Genomic DNA, 16,203 nt, shown 5'->3' with positions numbered 1-16,203 from the left:
ATGGCAAGGGCTGCGCCCTTGCCCGCGAAAAGGAACGCCCGCGGCCTCAAGCCGAAACCGCTGCCCCGATACCCGCCTTGCCCATCATCCGCTTCATCCGCCACTCGAAGGCACAGGTCAGCGCCACCGCCGCGCACGCCAGCCCCAGCGCCAGGCCCCACCACACGCCCACCGCGCCACCGCCTAAGGTGAAGGCAAACGCCCAGGCGCTGGGGGCCCCCACCAGCCAGTAGCAACCCAAGCCGATCACGAAGGTGGTCTTGGCGTCCTTCAGCCCACGAATCGAGCCCATGGCGATGGTTTGCACGCCATCGAACAGCTCGAACCAGGCCGCCACCATCACCAACTGCACTGCCAGCTGGAAGATCGCGGCGAAGGCCGGGTCGTCGCGGTCGATGAACAGCCCCACGAGCGTGTCTGGCAGCAGCCAGAACAACGCGGCGAACCCGAGCATCATCGTCGCGCCGAAGGCGATCCCAACCCGGCCAGCGCTACGCGCCGCCAGCAGGTTGCCAGCACCGTAGTAAAGGCCCACACGCATGGTCACCGCGTACGACAGCCCGGCCGGCACCATGAACGCGGTGGAAACGATCTGCAAGGCGATCTGGTGTGCCGCCAGCTCCGTGCTGCCCAGTACCCCCATCAGCAGCACGGCGAAGCCGAACAAGCCCACCTCCACCATGTAGGTACCACCAATCGGCAGGCCCAGCCGCCACAGCTCGCGCAACGCTGGCAGGGAAGGGCGCGACAGGCCTCGGCGCAGTGGGTAGGCGTCGTAGGCAGGGTGCCAGCGGATGTACAGCGCCAGGGCGATGGCCATGCCCAGCGATACCAGCGCGGTGACCAGCCCGATGCCTACCAGCCCGAGCTTTGGCAGCCCGAACATGCCCTCGATCAGCGCATGGTTGAACACATAGTTGAGCACCGTGCCGACCAGGCTGATGACCATTACCGGCGCCGAGCGCCCCAGCGCACTGGTGAAGCCGCGCAAGGCCATGAACGTGAGGTAGCCGGGCAGGGCCAGCGGCAGCAGGGTGAGGAACTGCATGGCCGCCTCGACGTTGGCCGGTTGCTGGCCGAACAGCAACAGCACGGGCTTCAGGTTCCACAGCACCAGCATCGCCACCAATGCCAGGCCCCAGGCCAGCCATACCCCGGCCTGGGCCAGGCGCGTGGCACCAGCGACATCGCCCGCCCCTTTACGAATCGCCACCAGCGTGCCGACTGCGGCGATCACCCCCAGGCAGAAGATCGACACGAATGAATAGCTCGCCGCGCCCAGGCCGCCCCCGGCCAGGGCCTGGGGGCTGATGCGGGCCATCATCAGGGTATCGGTAAGCACCATCAGCATGTGCGCCAACTGCGAGGCGATCAGCGGCCCGGCCAGGCGCAGCAAAGCCTTCAGTTCTGTGGTGGGCGCGACATGCATGGGGAGTTCCTCTCCTGGGGCATAGTTGGAAGGAGGATTCTGAAGCTTCGGTCAACTTTGCACAAAAGGATAAAAGCGATCGCTCACATGAGTTGAACTCATGCTTGTATGATCGCAGTCATGTCCCGCACCCCCGTATTGCAGGTATCTCATGTCTCGCAAGCTTCCCCCGCTCTATGCCTTGCGCGCATTCGAAGCGGCTGCTCGGCTAAGTTCGTTCACCCGTGCCGGTGAGGAGCTGTCGATTACCCAGAGCGCCGTCAGCCGACATATCCGCACCCTCGAGGAGCACTTCGCCTGCCGCCTGTTCGTGCGCAATGGCCGCAATCTGCAACCCACCGAGGCGGCGCGCCTGCTGCTGCCGGGCGTGCGTGACGGTTTCGCGGCGCTGGAGCGGGCCTGCCATACCCTGCGCGCCGAAGATGACATCCTGCGCATGAAGGCACCCTCTACCCTGACCATGCGCTGGCTGCTGGCGCGCCTGAGCCGCTTTCGCCACCTGCAGCCGGGCAACGAGGTGCAGTTGACCAGCGCCTGGATGGACATCGACCACGTGGACTTCAACCAGGAGCCGTTCGACTGCGCGGTGCTGTTGAGCGATGGCAACTTCCCCGCCGACTGGGAAGTGCGCCGCTTGTTCGCTGAGCTGCTGATTCCGGTCGGCGCCCCGGACTTGCTGGCGGAAGGCCCCTGGGATGTGCGGCGGCTGGCCAGTGTCGAGCTGCTGCACCCTACGCCCGACAAACGCGACTGGGGCAGTTGGCTGGCGCGCATGGGGCTGGCCGAGCAGGTGTCGCTCAAGGGCGGCCAGGTATTCGACACCCTGGAGTTGGGCATGATCGCAGCCGCTCGCGGCTATGGGGTGTCGATGGGTGATTTGCTGATGGTCGCCGAGGATGTGGCGCAGGGGCGTCTGAGCCTGCCGTGGCCGACGGCGGTGGCCAGCGGGCTGGACTATTACCTGGTGTGGCCGCGCACCCGACCTGGCGGGGAGCGCTTGCGGCGCCTGAGTGGTTTTCTGCAAGAGGAAGCGGCGGCGATGAACCTGCCCGATGTGCAAGTCCTGGCAGCGGGTTAGGTGCCCGTACCGGCCCTTTCGCGAGCAAGCCCCCTGCTACAGAGGCTGTGGTGTGACTGTAGGAGCGGGCTTGCCTACGAAAGGGCCGGGCTAGACAGTACGAGGCTCAAACGTTTGCGCATTTCCCTACCCGACACTCAAGTATTTACGGACGACGCCGATCTCCTGTCAACACAACGCCCCACGAGAGGGCGCCTATACCAAGCGTGCGGTCTTTGCGATCAAGAAGATCCCGGCCCTGCGCCAAGGAGCCTTGCCATGTCTCAACCTCGTGCCCGGATCGCCTCACAGCTCGGCATCGCCCTCGCCATCGTGCTGGCGGCGGTGATTTCCGGCAGTACCCTGTTCGCCCTGCGTTCGCTGGACGACGCCAACATCGCCACCCGCCAGCAGCACCTGGGCAGCGAGGCGCGCCTGCTGGCCGACCAGCTCGACACTTTCCACGGTTCGCTCAAGGACAACACCCAGCGCCTGAGCGGATTGTTCGAGCAGCGTTTCGCCTCGGGCCTGTCGGTGCACAACGGCGAGAACGTCGACGTGGCCGGGCAACCTGCCCCGGCGCTGTACCTCGGTGACAGCCTGCTGAACAACAATTTCCAGCAGGTCGATGGCTTCAAGCGCATGACAGCGGGCGTGGCGACCCTGTTCGTGCGCAGCGGCGACGACTTCATCCGCATCAGCACCTCGGTGACCAAGCAGGACGGCAGCCGCGCCATCGGCACCAAGCTCGACCGCCAGCACCCGGCCTACAAGCTGCTGATGGCCGGGCAGACCTACGTGGGCCGGGCGTTGCTGTTCGAGCGCAACTACATGACCCGCTACGTGCCGGTGCGCGATGGTGCAGGCCAGGTCATGGCCGTGCTGTTCGTCGGCTTCGACTACACCGATGCGCAGAACGCCCAGTTCGCCAACCTCAAGCGCTTCCGCATCGGCCAGACCGGCTCGCTGGCGCTGCTCGACGAGCAGGGCAAGTGGCTGGTGCCGCCAGCGGGCGTGGCTGATGAAGCAGCAGCGGCCAAGGCAGTGTCCGGGCAGCCGGCGGGGCATTTCTGGCAGAGCGGCGAGCAGCAGATCTTCAGCGTGTCCCAGCCGTTCGCCGAAGGGCCATGGACGGTGGTGGCGAGCATGCCGGAGGCCGAGATCCGCGACGTGACCTGGAGTGTCGGTCTGCGCCTGGCCATCGGCAGCCTGCTGGCGATGCTGCTGGCCGTGGCCGCCACCCTCTGGCTGCTGCGCCGCAAGCTGCGCCCGCTGGACGGCTTGGTGCGCCAGGCCGAAGCCCTGGGCGCGGGCGACCTCAGCGCGCGCCTGTCGGTGACCAGCAACGACGAGATCGGCCAACTGGCCCGCAGTTTCAACAAGATGGCCGATGCGCTGGCGACCATGGTCGAACACATCCGCAGTGCCTCCGAGCAGGTCAGCAGCCGTGCTCGTTCGTTGTCCGGCTTGTCTTCCGGGGCCTGCGAAGGCATGGACCAGCAGTCCGGCGAGATCACCAGCATGGCGGGCGCGGTGGAGGAGTTCAGTGCCACTTCGATGAACATCGCCGACAACATGGCCGGCACCGAGCGCATGGCACGCGACAACGCCCAGCAGACGCGCATTGGCCGCAGCGCGATGGACCAAGCCTCTTCTTCGCTCAAGCAGATCGCCGAGGCGCTGGGCGGTACTGCCCAGGTGATGGACACCTTGGGCGCGCGCTCGCAGGAAATCGGCGGCATCGTCGGAGTCATCACCGCGATCGCCGAGCAGACCAACCTGCTGGCGCTCAACGCCGCCATCGAGGCGGCGCGCGCGGGCGAGCAGGGCCGTGGCTTTGCCGTGGTGGCCGATGAAGTGCGCGGGCTGGCGGCCCGTACGCGCCAGGCTACCGATGAAATCTCCGGCATGATCGCCAGCATCCAGCAGCAGACCGGCCATGCCATCAGCACCTTGGAGCAGGGCAACCAGTTGATGCAGGAAGGCCTGGAGCGTAACGACAAGGTGGCCGAGGCGCTGGCGCGTATCGACGAGCAGAGCCGACTGGCGGGTGAGCAGTTCGCCGTCATCAGCACCGCGACCCAGGAGCAGAGCAGTACCTCGACCGTCCTCAGCCGCAACCTGCAAAGCATCGCCCAGGCCAACAGCGAACAGCGCGACGTGGCCAACGAAGTGGCCAGCACTGCGCGCGAGCTGGAAGGCCTGGCGGCGCAGTTGCGTGAGGAAGTGGACCGGTTCCGCGTGGGGCGCTGAGCCTTTTGCTAGAGGCCTGCCAGCCCCAGGGCCTGGGCGCAGGCCTGTAGCGAGCGCTGCTCGCTTTGCGCATACAGCGCCAGCTCATCCTGCACCTGCAACCCCAACGCCGCCTCGAAGGCCTCGCGGTTGGCGTTGCTGCCATAGTCAGCCTGGGCCTCGTCGCCCAGGTTCGACTGGAAGATGCCCGCCGCACTGACCGGCAGGAAGTCTTCGTACACCAGCGCCTCGTAATGCACGTGCCCTGCATCGATCAACGCTTGCAGCGTCGTCGGCCGACCTTCTTGGTCGCGCTCGGCCAAGCCTTTCTCGGTGACGAAGTAACGGAAGTAGGCCAGCCCTTGCTCGCGCATCTGCGCCAGGTCATCCGGGAACGCGGCGAACGTCTGCGCCAAAAGCGTTCGGTAGTGCGCGGCATTGGCCTCGGCGGGCACGCCACCGAGGGCGGCGCGGGTGGCGTCGAGCAGGCGGTCGTAAAGTAGCCGGCCCTTGGGCGTGAGCGCCGCGCCGCGCTGTTCGATCTCACCGAAGCGCGCGGTATGGCTGCCTTGGGCGTCGCTGAAAGCCACCTGCTCCTGCAAGGCCTTGAAACTGGTCTGGCGCAGCAGGATCGGGTGGCGGCGGGGGGGCGGGCCTTCGATCACGGCCTTGGGCGCAATGCCCCTGGCCGGCATGCCCAGCTGGATCGCGTCGATATCCAGGGTGCGCGGGGTCAAGTGGTTGATGTGCGGGCCTTTGAACGCCACCACGTCGGCGATCAGCCGGTGCTGGTCATGCAACAGCCGGTACTGCTCGGCGCTGACCGTGGCGTCGTGGTGCCAGCGGAAGGTGTGCAGCGCTTCCTCGACGAAGCTGTGAGCATCGTCGGCATTCAGGCCGCCATCGCGCTCGCTTTGGGCGATCAGCGCCAGGGCGCGTTGGGTAAAGATCTTGCGCTTGGCCAGGATGCTGCGAGCCAGTTCGCGCAGGGGGAGGTTGTCGATCAGCTCCAGGCGCAGCAGCGAGGTGAACACGCGGAACGGGCTGATATGCAGCGACTGCTCGTGTACCGCGCGAAAGGCCGTGGAGTGCACCGGCACGCCTGCCGAACTCAGGTCGTAGTAGCCGACCGGCGCCATGCCCATGACCGCGAACAGGCGGGCGATGGTCGCCAGCTCCTCGGCCGTGCCGACGCGGATGGCGCCGTGGCGCTCCTGGTCGAGGCGCTCGACTTCACCGGTCCAGCGCAGCGCCTCGGCAACCTCCGGTTGCTCGATCATGACCTGGCGGTTGATGTCGCTCACCAGCTCCAGCAGCGTCCCGTACAGCGGCACTTCCTGCTTGTACATGAGCGACATGGCAGCGGAGAACTGCGCGCGGATGCTGTCGGGGCTGATGAAATCTTGGGCGGGCATCGCGGGATTCCTGGGGTGGGGAAGTACGTTACATGAAAGCGGGGAATGCACTTTTGCGGCAAGCGAAAAAAAGTGCGGGGGTCATTCCTTTTGCGATCGATCTCGCTGCGCTGCCTCTATTCGTGCAGGTGCGGGCTTTGCGCTAGACCAACTGGCCTTTGATCCACTCCACCAGCGCCCTTACCTTAGGCACCTCCGCCGCATGCTCGGCAAACGCCAGGTAGTGCGCGCCCTGGCTACGCATCGCATGGTTCCAGGGCACCACCAGGCTGCCGTCGGCCAGCTCCTTGGCTGCCAGGTAGCGCGGCACCAGCGCCACGCCGCAGCCGGCCTGCGCTGCGCTCAAGGCCATGTAGAAGGTGTCGAAGCGTGGCCCATGGTAGCTGTTGTCGGTGTGCAGGCCTTGCTCCAGGAACCATTCGTGCCAGGCCTGCGGTCGCGACGTGCTTTGCAGCAGTACCTGCTCGGCCAGTGCCCCGGCCTCGTCCAGGCTGCGGCCAGCCAGCAGCTCGGGGGCGCACACCGGCACCACCTCCTCGCCGAACAACTCCACGCAGGTCGCCCCCGGCCAGGTGCCCTGGCCGAAGTAGAACACCACGTCGGCCGAGCCTTGCAGCAGGGCGAAAGGCTCCATCTCGTTGCGGATATCCAGGTGGATGTTCGGGTGGCGCTTGCCGAAGCCCTTGAGGCTGGGGATCAACCAACGCACGCCGAAACTCGGTTGAGTGGCTACTTTCAATACTTCGGTCTGCTCGCCGTAGGTCAGGACGTAGCGGCTGGACATGTCCACCTGGGTGAGGATCTTGTTCACTTCGGCCAGGTATAGCGCGCCCGCAGGCGTCAGTTGCAGGCGCCGACGGATACGCAGGAACAGGTGATGGCGGAGCAGGTCTTCGAGCTGCGCCACCTGCTTGCTCACCGCACTCTGGGTCAGGTGCAGCTCTTCGGCGGCGCGGGTGAAGCTGAGGTGACGGGCAGCGGCTTCGAAGCACTGCAAGGCCGTCATTGACGGTACCAGGCGTTTGGACATGGGCGGCCTCTACGGCAGGGGTGTCATTACCTGGCGGAATGATAAGCGGAATAAAGGTCGTTTGTTGCGCCTGAGTGATCGGATTAATACTGACCCTCATTCTTTCCAACCCTTCACCGATGTAGGAGAAGCACAATGGTTGCAGCATTGCTCGAGCGCCTGGGCGTCGCCGCCGAGGCTCATACCCAGGGCGACTACCCTGTCCATACGCCCATCGATGGCAGCCAGATCGCCTCGGTGAAGTTGCTCGGCAAGGCCGAGACCACCGCACGCATCGACCAGGCGCACACCGCCTTCGAAACCTGGCGCAACGTGCCGGCCCCACGCCGTGGCGAGCTGGTGCGGCTATTCGGCGAAGTGCTGCGTGCGCACAAGGCCGACCTGGGCGAACTGGTGTCGGTGGAAGCCGGCAAGATCACCCAGGAAGGCTTGGGCGAGGTGCAGGAGATGATCGACATCTGCGACTTCGCCGTCGGCCTGTCGCGCCAACTGTACGGCCTGACCATCGCCTCCGAGCGTCCGGGCCACCACATGCGCGAGTCGTGGCACCCGCTGGGTGTGGTCGGGGTGATCAGCGCTTTCAACTTCCCGGTAGCGGTCTGGGCATGGAATGCCACCTTGGCGCTGGTGGCGGGTAACGCCGTGGTGTGGAAGCCATCCGAGAAGACGCCGCTTACCGCCCTGGCCTGCCAGGCGCTGTTCGAGAAGGCGCTGAAAGCCTTCGGCGAAGCGCCGCAGGGCCTGAGCCAGCTGGTGATCGGTGGCCGCGAGGCGGGCGAAGCGTTGGTCGACGACCCGCGCGTGCCGCTGGTCAGCGCCACCGGCAGCACCCGCATGGGTCGTGAAGTCGGCCCGCGGGTTGCGGCGCGTTTTGGCCGCAGCATCCTCGAGCTGGGCGGCAACAACGCGATGATCCTTGCCCCCAGCGCTGACCTCGACCTGGCCGTGCGCGGCATTCTGTTCTCCGCCGTGGGCACTGCCGGCCAGCGCTGCACCACCCTGCGTCGCCTGATCGTGCACCGTTCGGTCAAGGACGAGGTGGTCGCCCGGGTAAAAGCAGCCTACGCCAAGGTGCGTATCGGCGACCCACGCAAGGACAACCTGGTCGGCCCGCTGATCGACAAGCAGTCCTTCGATGCCATGCAAGGCGCGCTGGCCAAAGCCCGCGATGAGGGTGGCCAGGTTTTCGGCGGCGAGCGCCAGCTGGCCGAGCAGTATCCGGATGCCTACTACGTGACGCCCGCCATCGTCGAAATGCCTGGGCAGAGCGAGGTGGTGCGCCACGAGACCTTCGCGCCGATCCTCTACGTGCTGGCCTATGACGATTTCGAAGACGCGCTGCGCCTGAACAACGAAGTGCCGCAAGGGCTGTCCTCGTGCATCTTCACCACCGATATCCGCGAGGCCGAACGCTTCCAGAGCGCCTCGGGCAGCGACTGCGGTATCGCCAACGTCAACATTGGCACCAGCGGCGCGGAGATCGGCGGGGCGTTCGGCGGCGAGAAGGAAACCGGGGGCGGGCGTGAGTCCGGGTCGGATTCGTGGAAGGCCTACATGCGCCGCCAGACCAACACCGTGAACTACTCGCGCGAGCTGCCGCTGGCGCAGGGTATTGTGTTCGACTGAATCATGATGTCGCCGCAGCCCCTTGGTAGAAGCGTTGCGCCTGTCAAAAGAACAACATCGCTGGAGCCGGGCCATGTCCGAACTGCGTCAAGAATGCTTGTGGGAACACATTACCCGGCCGAGCGTGGCGTCGCTGGCGCTGGCTGGCGAGCACAAGGCCGATGTCTGCGTGATCGGCGCAGGCATCACCGGTCTTTCGGCAGCGATCCACCTGCTTGAGCAAGGCAAGTCGGTGATCCTGCTGGAGGCCTGGAAGGTCGGCCATGGCGGCTCTGGGCGCAATGTCGGGCTGGTCAATGCCGGCACCTGGATTCGCCCCGACGAGGTCGAGGCCACGCTGGGCCAGCAACAGGGTAGCCGTCTGAACGCGCTGCTCGGCGAGGCGCCTGGCGAAGTGTTCGCGATGATCGAGCGCCTGGGCATCGACTGTCAGGCCCAGCACAAAGGCAACCTGCACATGGCCCACAACGCCACGGGGCTGGCCGACCTCGAGGCGCGCTTCGAGCAATGGACCCGGCGTGGCGCTGACGTCGAGCTGCTGACCGGCGCCGAGTGCCAGGAATACTGCGGTACCGACAAGATCTCCGCTGCGCTGCTCGACCGCCGCGCCGGCACCATCAACCCCATGGCCTACACCCAAGGCCTTGCCGCCGCGGTGCAGCGCCTGGGTGGTCGGCTGTTCCAGCAATCGCCGGTAGAAGGCCTGGCGCGCGAGGGTGACGCCTGGCGGGTGAAGACCGCACGCGGCTCAGTGCGCGCCGAAAAGGTGGTGATCTCCACCGGTGCCTACACCGAAGGCGAGTGGAGCGACCTGCAGAAGCATTTCTTCCGGGGCTACTACTACCAGATCGCCTCCAAGCCGCTGCAAGGCGCTGCCGCCGAGCGCATCCTGCCCCATGGCCAGGGTTCGTGGGACACCCGCACCGTGCTCAGCAGCATCCGCCGCGACGACCAGGGCCGCTTGCTGCTTGGCAGCCTGGGCCGGGTGGACAACAAGCCGGCGTGGTTCGTGCGCAGTTGGGCCGACCGTATCCAGGGCCACTACTTCCCGGAGCTGGGCAAGGTCGAATGGGAAATGCACTGGACCGGCTGCATCGACTTCACTCCCGACCACCTGATGCGCCTGTTCGAGCCAGCGCCCGGGCTGGTGGCGGTGACCGGCTACAACGGCCGCGGCAACACCACCGGCACGGTGATCGGTCGGGCGTTCGCCGAATTCCTGCTCAAGGATGACCCAGACAGCCTGCCGATTCCGTTCGCGCCGATGAAGCCTGTGAGTGCGCCGACGTTGCGTACGGCGTTCTATGAATCAGGGTTCTCGCTGTACCACGCGGGGCAGTGCTTGCGGGTGGTCTTGTAGCGAGCTCGCTGGCCTCTTCGCGGGTAAACCCGCTCCCACAGGCACACCACTGAACTCAAAGACAGTGGTGTACCTGTGGGAGCGGGTTTACCCGCGAAGAGGGCGACACCGATCTCTCCTCACTTGTGCAACCAGCTGAGGAACCCACCTTTCTTGACCACGGTGGGTTTTTGCATCAGCAGCATCTCGCGCTTCTGCTCCCTGAACCGCTGCAACTTGGTCAGCGCCGATCTCACATCCTCACCCTGGGCCAGGCAGCTACGCACCCGCTCCTTGTCGATGCGGTACAGCATGCAGCTGGTCAAGGCGCGGAACTCCGCCGGCGAGTCCTCGTCGTCCAGCAACCCCTCCAGTGCCAGCACTTCCCCCGGTCCCATGCGCCCGCCTTCGACCAGGCGCTTGCCATCATGTGCCGAGGCCGATACCACGCCGCGGCTGATCAGCAGCATGTGCGGGGAGCGGTCGCCAAAGCCCAGGATCACCTGGTCGGCCAGGTACTCCACGGCGGTCATGTGCTGGCTCAAGGTGTCGCGCTCTTCGCTGGTCAACGAACGGAATACCCGCACCTCGTCCAGCAACTCGCGCTGGCGCGTGCGTGCGGGCATGCTCTGGTCGGCGTTCCACACTACCCCGGCGGCTTCCAGGTGACGGTGGGCCAGGTCGAACAGCTGGTTGCGTACATCGGTCTTGTTCGCGGCATCGGCGATGAAACCGCTGGCTTCGTATTCCACCGACTCCAGTGTCGAGGTTTTTACCGAAACCTTGGGCGCTGGGGTTTTCAGTAGCAGGCTGGTGCCTTGCAGGGTTTTCTCCAGCGCATCGAACACCCGTTGCGGGCGCAGCTTGGCCGGCACCACCACGCTGATGCTCACCCCATGGCGGTCGGCCGGGCGGCTGTGGTTGAGCAGCCGTGCCTTGGCCGCCACCGAGTTGGGCACCACTGCCAGGCTGCCGGTGCCGGTAATCAGGCGGGTGGCACGCCAGTCGATGTCGACCACCTTGCCCTCGGTGCCGTCGATGGAGATCGAGTCGCCGACCTGGTAGGGCCGCGTGGTGTTGAGGACGATGCCGGAGAACACGTCGGCCAACGTGCTCTGCAACGCCAGGCCAATGACGATAGCCATTACCCCGGATGTCGCCAGCAAGCCCTTGACCGGCAGCTGCAGCACATAGGCCGCCGCTGCGACCACGGCCGCGAGAAATATCAGCGCCCCCACCACATCCTGCAACAGCCGCCCGGCGTGGCTGCCGCGGGCGGTCATCAGCACGCCGAACACCACCGTCACGGTACGAGCGCCGAACAGCCACCAGCCGACGGTCAGCAGCGTCGCAATGAGGTTGCGCGAGGCGTCGTCAGGCCAGGGTGGCGGTTGCAGTGGGCTCATCCCGCCGGTCAGCAGCACGCCGGTGAACAGCGCATAGGCCAGGGTGCGCGAGGTCACCCGCCAATAGCGGTGGGTGGCGGGAATGAAGTGCCAGAGCAACAGGTCGAGAAGGATCAGGCCGGTGCCGAGCAGCAAGGGGTAGGACTGGATGAAAGCCAGCATGGTGATCTCGGGGTCGGGAAGGGCTGGGGGTAGTAAAGAGCAGCTCCGAGGCGCAGGCAACTGTTTCTGGTGTTGGGTGCGGCAGTGGCTTCTTCGCGGGTAAACCCGCTCCCACAGGTACCCCCACTGTCCTTGAGTCCAGTGGGGGTACCTGTGGGAGCGGGTTTACCCGCGAAGCTTTCACATCGTTCCTTAAATAGAACGCTAAAGCCAATTTTCGCGGTCTACCGCTCCAAAGGTGATGAATCTAATCTTTGCTCAACAACGCGAAACACCTCACCCACGACGAAGACGTTCAACACCTACGGAGCTACGACCATGACCCACTTCAAATACAACCGCCTGAACAAAGACGACGCCGCAGTACTGCTGGTCGACCACCAGGCAGGTCTGCTGTCGCTGGTACGTGATATCGAACCGGACAAGTTCAAGAACAACGTGCTGGCCCTGGCGGACCTGGCCAAGTTCTTCAATCTGCCGACCATCCTCACCACCAGCTTCGAGCAAGGCCCCAACGGCCCGCTGGTGCCAGAGCTCAAGGCGCTGTTCCCGGACGCCCCGTACATCGCCCGCCCCGGCCAGATCAACGCCTGGGACAACGAGGACTTCGTCAAGGCCGTGAAGGCCACCGGCAAGAAGCAGCTGATCATCGCCGGCGTGGTGACCGAAGTGTGCGTGGCCTTCCCGGCGCTGTCGGCCCTGGAGGAGGAGTTCGAAGTGTTCGTGGTGGCTGACGCCTCCGGCACCTTCAACGAAATGACCCGTGATGCTGCCTGGCGCCGCATGGAGGCCGCCGGTGCGCAACTGATGACCTGGTTCGGCGTGGCCTGCGAGTTGCACCGCGACTGGCGTAACGACGTCGAAGGCCTGGCGGCCCTGTGCTCCAACCACATCCCCGACTACCGCAACCTGATCACCAGCTACAACGCCCTCACCGCCGCCAAGTAAGCCGGCCCGCCTGGGCACCGCCAGTCGGTGCCCGCGTTCGGGCAGCACACCGCTCCAACCCTGCGCCTGTCCGCCATTGCACCGTGGAGGCGACCACGCTCATCCCAAGGAATGCCGATGAATACCGCAACCGAAGCCAACCGCGACATCGTGACCCTGGTGATCCAGCACAAGGTTCGCGCCCGCGCCCTGGACGACTACGAAGCCTGGCTCAAGCGCACTGTCGACACCGCACGCCACCAGCCCGGGCACCTGGACGTCAATGTGATCCGCCCGGAGGAAGGCGGCCACGCGTTCACCACCGTGGTGCGTTTCGCCGACGCCAGCCTGCTACAGGCGTGGGTCAATTCCGCCGAGCGCCAGGCGTTGGTCAGCCAGGTGCTGCCGATGCTCGAAGATGGCGACCACACCCAGGTGCACAACGACCCGGAGTACTGGTTCACCCCGCCGAGCGCCAGCGCCACGCAACCGCCGCGCTGGAAACAGGCGCTGCTGACCTACCTGGTGATCTGCCCGATGACCATGGTCATCCCGCAACTGCTGGCGCCGCTGTTCGCCCGCTACCCGCAATTGGGCGGCGTGATCAGCGCCAACCTGATCATCAACCTGTTCGTCATCCTGCCGGTGGTGTTCTACATCATGCCGTGGGTAACCCGACGCTGCGCCAACTGGCTGCGCGGCTGAGTGAAGCTAAAGGGGCCAGTGACGTGGCCCAAGCGGTGAGGCGCCTGTAGAGATCACTGTTGAGCCTTTGCACCCGCCAACAGATGCCGCACTTTCACGGGCACCCCCTCGGTCTGCAACTGCCGCACCCGCGCTTCGATCTTCAGCTCCCCGCGGGTCACCCGGTGGTGATGGCGCAGGTGCTCAAGCCACGATTCCTCGAAAAAGAATTCCTGCCATTGACACGGGTCGCTGCTGTCTTGCATCAGCCCCCACGACAGCGCGCCATTGCGCTTGCGCATCGCCTCCAGGTCGCGCGCCACCAGGCGGAACGCTGCCACTTTATCCGCCGCAATGTGGTACTCGACCGTGACCATCACCGGCCCGCTTTCCTGGTCCAGTTCCTCGCTGAGCAGTGGCATCGGCCAGTGCAACGAAGGGGTCAGGTCCTCGGCTTCGGTTTGCGCAAGCCTGACGTTCATCGTCAGCAGCGTTCCCAGCCCCAGGCCGGCAGCGGCCAGCAGCAGGCTCAAGGTGATCGAGGCATGGCTGGCCACGCTGCCCCAGAGCAACCCACCCGACGCCATGGCGCCGAAGAACACCAGGATGTACACCGACAAGGCCCGCGCCCGCACCCAGGCCGGCACCGAGGTTTGTGCGGCCACTTGCAGGTTGGACAGCACGGCGATCCACGCCGCACCGCTCAGCAGCATGGCCGGTAGCAGCGCGTAGAAATTGCGCACCAGCGCCAAGGCCAGCAGGAACAGTGCATATAGCAGGCTGGCCAGCAGTACCAGGCGGTCGCGGCTGATCTTCTCGCGCAGCGTGGGCAACAGGGTCGCGCCCGCTACCGCGCCGATGCCGATGGCGGCCAGCAAGATGCCGAAGTCCGCCGCGCTGCCTTGCATTTCGCCGCGCACGATCAGCGGCAGCAGCGCAGTACCTGCGCTGGCGCAGAAGAAAAATGCCAGTGCCCGCAGCAGCACGGCCTGCAAGGGCTGGGCGCTGCGGGCGAAGCGCAGGCCGGTGCGCATGGCGCCGATGAAGCGCTCGGCCGGCAGCAGCGGCGTGGCCACTTCGCGCTTCCACAGCAGCAACACCAGGATCACCCCGGTGAATGACACGGCGTTGAGGGCAAAGGTCAGCCACGGCCCTACCATGCTCACCAGCACACCGGCCAACGCTGGCCCGATGGCTCGCGAAACATTGATGCCGACGCTGGAAAGCGCCACGGCGCTGGCCAGGTCCTGCTTGTTCACCAGCTCCGGCGTCAGCGCGCTCCATGCCGGCATCATCAGTGCCGTGCCGACGCCCAGCGCCAAGGTCAGGGTGAGCAGCAGGGTGACATTCATCAGCCCCAGCAGGGTCAGCGTCGCCAGCACTACCGCGACCCCGGACATCCACAACTGCACCAGCAGCAGGTAGCGACGCTTGTCGACGATGTCCGCCGCAGCGCCCGCCGGCACGGCCAGGAAGAACATCGGCAGCGAACCTGCGACCTGGATCAGCGCTACATGCAGGGGGTTGCTCGACAGGCTGGTCATCAGCCAGCCCGCGCCCACTTCGTGCATCCAGGTGCCGATGTTGGAGGCAATGGTGGCGATCCACAGCATGCGGAAGGTGGTGTTGCGCAGAGGGCTCCAGGCGCCCGAACTGGTGGCGTTGCTCATTTCAGAAACGGCCTTTGAGTGGGTATTCGAGAATGACATAGAGGCGGTCGATGTTGTCGCCGCCCTGGGCGTCGTTGGCTCGGTGGCTGACGTGGGACAGCGACAACCTCAGGCCCTTGGCGACACCTGCCTGGACCACGTACTTGAGTTCGATGTCGCGCTCCCAGTGCTTGCCGCCTTGCCCATACTGGCCAGCATAGGCGCCGTCCGCAGGAGCACGGCTGCCATCGATGCCGCGGCCTTGCACGTAGCGGCCCATCAGGCTCAGGCCGGGAACGTGGAGAGTGGCGAAGTCAAGGTCGTAGCGCAGTTGCCAGGAGCTTTCCCCTGGGCCGTTGAAGTCGGCGTACTTGATGGCGTTGGCCAGGTAGATGGAATCGCCACCGACGAAGTCGAACGGGGTGTCGCCCTGCACCTTCTGGTAGGCCAGGGTCAGTGCCTGGCTGCCAAAGCTGTATTTGGCGGCCAGGCTGTAGGCGAGGGTGTCGATGTCGCCGGCGCTGGCCTTGCCGCTGTCGCCGGTGCGGTAGAGGTTGCCTTCCAGGCGCCAGTTGTCGATGGCCAGGTTGAGGTTCAGGTAGGCCTGGTTCCAGGTGTCTTGCAGCTGCGCAACGTACAGCCCACTGCTTAACGGCCCGGCCGGGTCGAAGGTGGCGCCGGCCAGGCTCATGGCATGGCCCTGGGTAGTGGCCCCATAGCCTGTGAAATCGTCGTGGGTGGAGCTGTTGTCCTGGTCGTTGAACGCCGTGAAGCGTCCGGCCTGCACTCGCCAGCCGGGCAGGTCGGTGTTCTCCAGCAGCCAGCCGGTGGCGTATTCGGGGTGCAGGCGCTTGTCGCCGGTATCGAGTACCGGCGTTTCCAGCGTCATCTCGCCATAGTGCAATTGGGTATTGCCCAGGCGCAGCTTGAGCGCGGCGCCGGCACTGGCGTAGTCGGACTCGGCGCGGCCATTGCTGTCCCGAGGCAGCAGACCGGTACCGGCATGGCCGCGGCCGCCGTCGAGCTTCAGGCCGACGAAACCATGGAGGTCGACCCCGACACCGACAGTGCCTTCGGTGAAGCCCGAGCGGGCCTCGCCAATGAAACCCTGGGCCCATTCCTGGCGGTAGCTCTGGCCGTTGCCGGACGGGGTGCGATAGTCGTTGTGCAGGAAGTAGTTGCGGCTGAGCAGCGACCAGCCGGGTTCCTCGGCCAGCGCGAGGACGGGGCCGAAGGCGAGCAGCGTG

General features: G+C 65.7%; 12 protein-coding genes and 1 pseudogene. 7 read left to right on the top strand and 6 right to left on the bottom strand.

Going from position 1 to position 16,203, the window contains the following annotated elements; all coding sequences use genetic code 11:
- Positions 1-46: 46 nt before the first annotated feature.
- Complete coding sequence (locus RAC97_RS22640; RefSeq protein WP_375101918.1) at positions 47-1,429, bottom strand: NorM family multidrug efflux MATE transporter; 1,383 nt, start codon at positions 1,427-1,429, stop codon at positions 47-49.
- 151 nt (positions 1,430-1,580) lie between these two features.
- On the opposite strand from RAC97_RS22640, the gene RAC97_RS22635 reads away from it, so the two are divergent.
- The 3 genes and pseudogenes from RAC97_RS22635 (at position 1,581) to RAC97_RS22625 (ending at position 4,739) form a co-directional block, all read left to right on the top strand.
- Complete coding sequence (locus RAC97_RS22635; RefSeq protein WP_375101919.1) at positions 1,581-2,507, top strand: LysR substrate-binding domain-containing protein; 927 nt, start codon at positions 1,581-1,583, stop codon at positions 2,505-2,507.
- Between the two features lie 258 nt (positions 2,508-2,765).
- Positions 2,766-3,872, top strand: a pseudogene (locus tag RAC97_RS22630) (Cache 3/Cache 2 fusion domain-containing protein); the annotation flags it as partial.
- The gene (locus RAC97_RS22625; RefSeq protein ID WP_379671509.1) at positions 3,870-4,739 is read left to right on the top strand and encodes a methyl-accepting chemotaxis protein; all 870 of its coding nucleotides are present in this window, start codon (positions 3,870-3,872) and stop codon (positions 4,737-4,739) included. The pseudogene RAC97_RS22630 and the gene RAC97_RS22625, both read left to right, overlap by 3 nt.
- A gap of 8 nt (positions 4,740-4,747) precedes the next feature.
- Here RAC97_RS22625 and RAC97_RS22620 read toward each other — a convergent pair whose 3' ends face one another.
- Positions 4,748-6,133, bottom strand: coding sequence for a VOC family protein (locus RAC97_RS22620; RefSeq protein WP_375101920.1), 1,386 nt, complete (start codon positions 6,131-6,133; stop codon positions 4,748-4,750).
- A gap of 142 nt (positions 6,134-6,275) precedes the next feature.
- Positions 6,276-7,163 (bottom strand): LysR family transcriptional regulator, encoded by an 888-nt coding sequence (locus tag RAC97_RS22615; protein WP_375101921.1) that lies wholly within the window; start codon positions 7,161-7,163, stop codon positions 6,276-6,278.
- 135 nt (positions 7,164-7,298) lie between these two features.
- Here RAC97_RS22615 and RAC97_RS22610 point away from each other — a divergent pair, with 135 nt between their 5' ends.
- Complete coding sequence (locus RAC97_RS22610; RefSeq protein WP_375101922.1) at positions 7,299-8,789, top strand: aldehyde dehydrogenase family protein; 1,491 nt, start codon at positions 7,299-7,301, stop codon at positions 8,787-8,789.
- Positions 8,790-8,862: 73 nt separating this feature from the next.
- Entirely contained in the window at positions 8,863-10,149 is a 1,287-nt protein-coding gene (locus RAC97_RS22605) for an NAD(P)/FAD-dependent oxidoreductase (protein WP_375101923.1), read from the top strand.
- A 119-nt stretch (positions 10,150-10,268) separates the two neighbouring features.
- Here the strand turns inward: RAC97_RS22605 and RAC97_RS22600 are convergent, their stop codons facing one another.
- Positions 10,269-11,696, bottom strand: a complete 1,428-nt coding sequence (locus RAC97_RS22600; RefSeq protein WP_375101924.1) for a mechanosensitive ion channel domain-containing protein — start codon at positions 11,694-11,696, stop codon at positions 10,269-10,271.
- Between the two features lie 318 nt (positions 11,697-12,014).
- Here RAC97_RS22600 and ycaC point away from each other — a divergent pair, with 318 nt between their 5' ends.
- Both ycaC and RAC97_RS22590 read left to right on the top strand, forming a co-directional pair.
- Positions 12,015-12,644 carry an isochorismate family cysteine hydrolase YcaC gene (gene ycaC / locus RAC97_RS22595; protein WP_375101925.1) on the top strand — a complete coding sequence of 210 codons (630 nt, stop codon included), beginning with the start codon at positions 12,015-12,017 and terminating at the stop codon, positions 12,642-12,644.
- A gap of 117 nt (positions 12,645-12,761) precedes the next feature.
- The gene (locus RAC97_RS22590; protein ID WP_375101926.1) at positions 12,762-13,328 is read left to right on the top strand and encodes an antibiotic biosynthesis monooxygenase; all 567 of its coding nucleotides are present in this window, start codon (positions 12,762-12,764) and stop codon (positions 13,326-13,328) included.
- Between the two features lie 53 nt (positions 13,329-13,381).
- Here the strand turns inward: RAC97_RS22590 and RAC97_RS22585 are convergent, their stop codons facing one another.
- Both RAC97_RS22585 and RAC97_RS22580 read right to left on the bottom strand, forming a co-directional pair.
- Positions 13,382-14,977, bottom strand: coding sequence for an MFS transporter (locus RAC97_RS22585; RefSeq protein ID WP_375101927.1), 1,596 nt, complete (start codon positions 14,975-14,977; stop codon positions 13,382-13,384).
- A 1-nt stretch (position 14,978) separates the two neighbouring features.
- Positions 14,979-16,199, bottom strand: coding sequence for an OprD family porin (locus tag RAC97_RS22580; protein ID WP_379671508.1), 1,221 nt, complete (start codon positions 16,197-16,199; stop codon positions 14,979-14,981).
- Positions 16,200-16,203: the final 4 nt, after the last annotated feature.

This window comes from Pseudomonas sp. LS_2, assembly GCF_042709235.1.
Classification (GTDB): Bacteria; Pseudomonadota; Gammaproteobacteria; order Pseudomonadales; family Pseudomonadaceae; genus Aquipseudomonas.
Note: the sequence above shows the minus strand (reverse complement) of the source record. Positions and strands in the feature narration are given on the sequence as shown.

Bases quoted from the DNA above. Each gene is read 5' to 3' on its own strand.
- RAC97_RS22615 (WP_375101921.1), bottom strand. From the start codon at position 7,163: ATGTCCAAACGCCTGGTACCGTCAATGACGGCCTTGCAGTGCTTCGAA.
- ycaC (WP_375101925.1), top strand. From the start codon at position 12,015: ATGACCCACTTCAAATACAACCGCCTGAACAAAGACGACGCCGCAGTA.
- RAC97_RS22625 (WP_379671509.1), top strand. From the start codon at position 3,870: ATGGCCGATGCGCTGGCGACCATGGTCGAACACATCCGCAGTGCCTCC.
- RAC97_RS22635 (WP_375101919.1), top strand. From the start codon at position 1,581: ATGTCTCGCAAGCTTCCCCCGCTCTATGCCTTGCGCGCATTCGAAGCG.
- RAC97_RS22590 (WP_375101926.1), top strand. From the start codon at position 12,762: ATGAATACCGCAACCGAAGCCAACCGCGACATCGTGACCCTGGTGATC.
- RAC97_RS22600 (WP_375101924.1), bottom strand. From the start codon at position 11,696: ATGCTGGCTTTCATCCAGTCCTACCCCTTGCTGCTCGGCACCGGCCTG.
- RAC97_RS22640 (WP_375101918.1), bottom strand. From the start codon at position 1,429: ATGCATGTCGCGCCCACCACAGAACTGAAGGCTTTGCTGCGCCTGGCC.
- RAC97_RS22620 (WP_375101920.1), bottom strand. From the start codon at position 6,133: ATGCCCGCCCAAGATTTCATCAGCCCCGACAGCATCCGCGCGCAGTTC.
- RAC97_RS22610 (WP_375101922.1), top strand. From the start codon at position 7,299: ATGGTTGCAGCATTGCTCGAGCGCCTGGGCGTCGCCGCCGAGGCTCAT.
- RAC97_RS22605 (WP_375101923.1), top strand. From the start codon at position 8,863: ATGTCCGAACTGCGTCAAGAATGCTTGTGGGAACACATTACCCGGCCG.
- RAC97_RS22585 (WP_375101927.1), bottom strand. From the start codon at position 14,977: ATGAGCAACGCCACCAGTTCGGGCGCCTGGAGCCCTCTGCGCAACACC.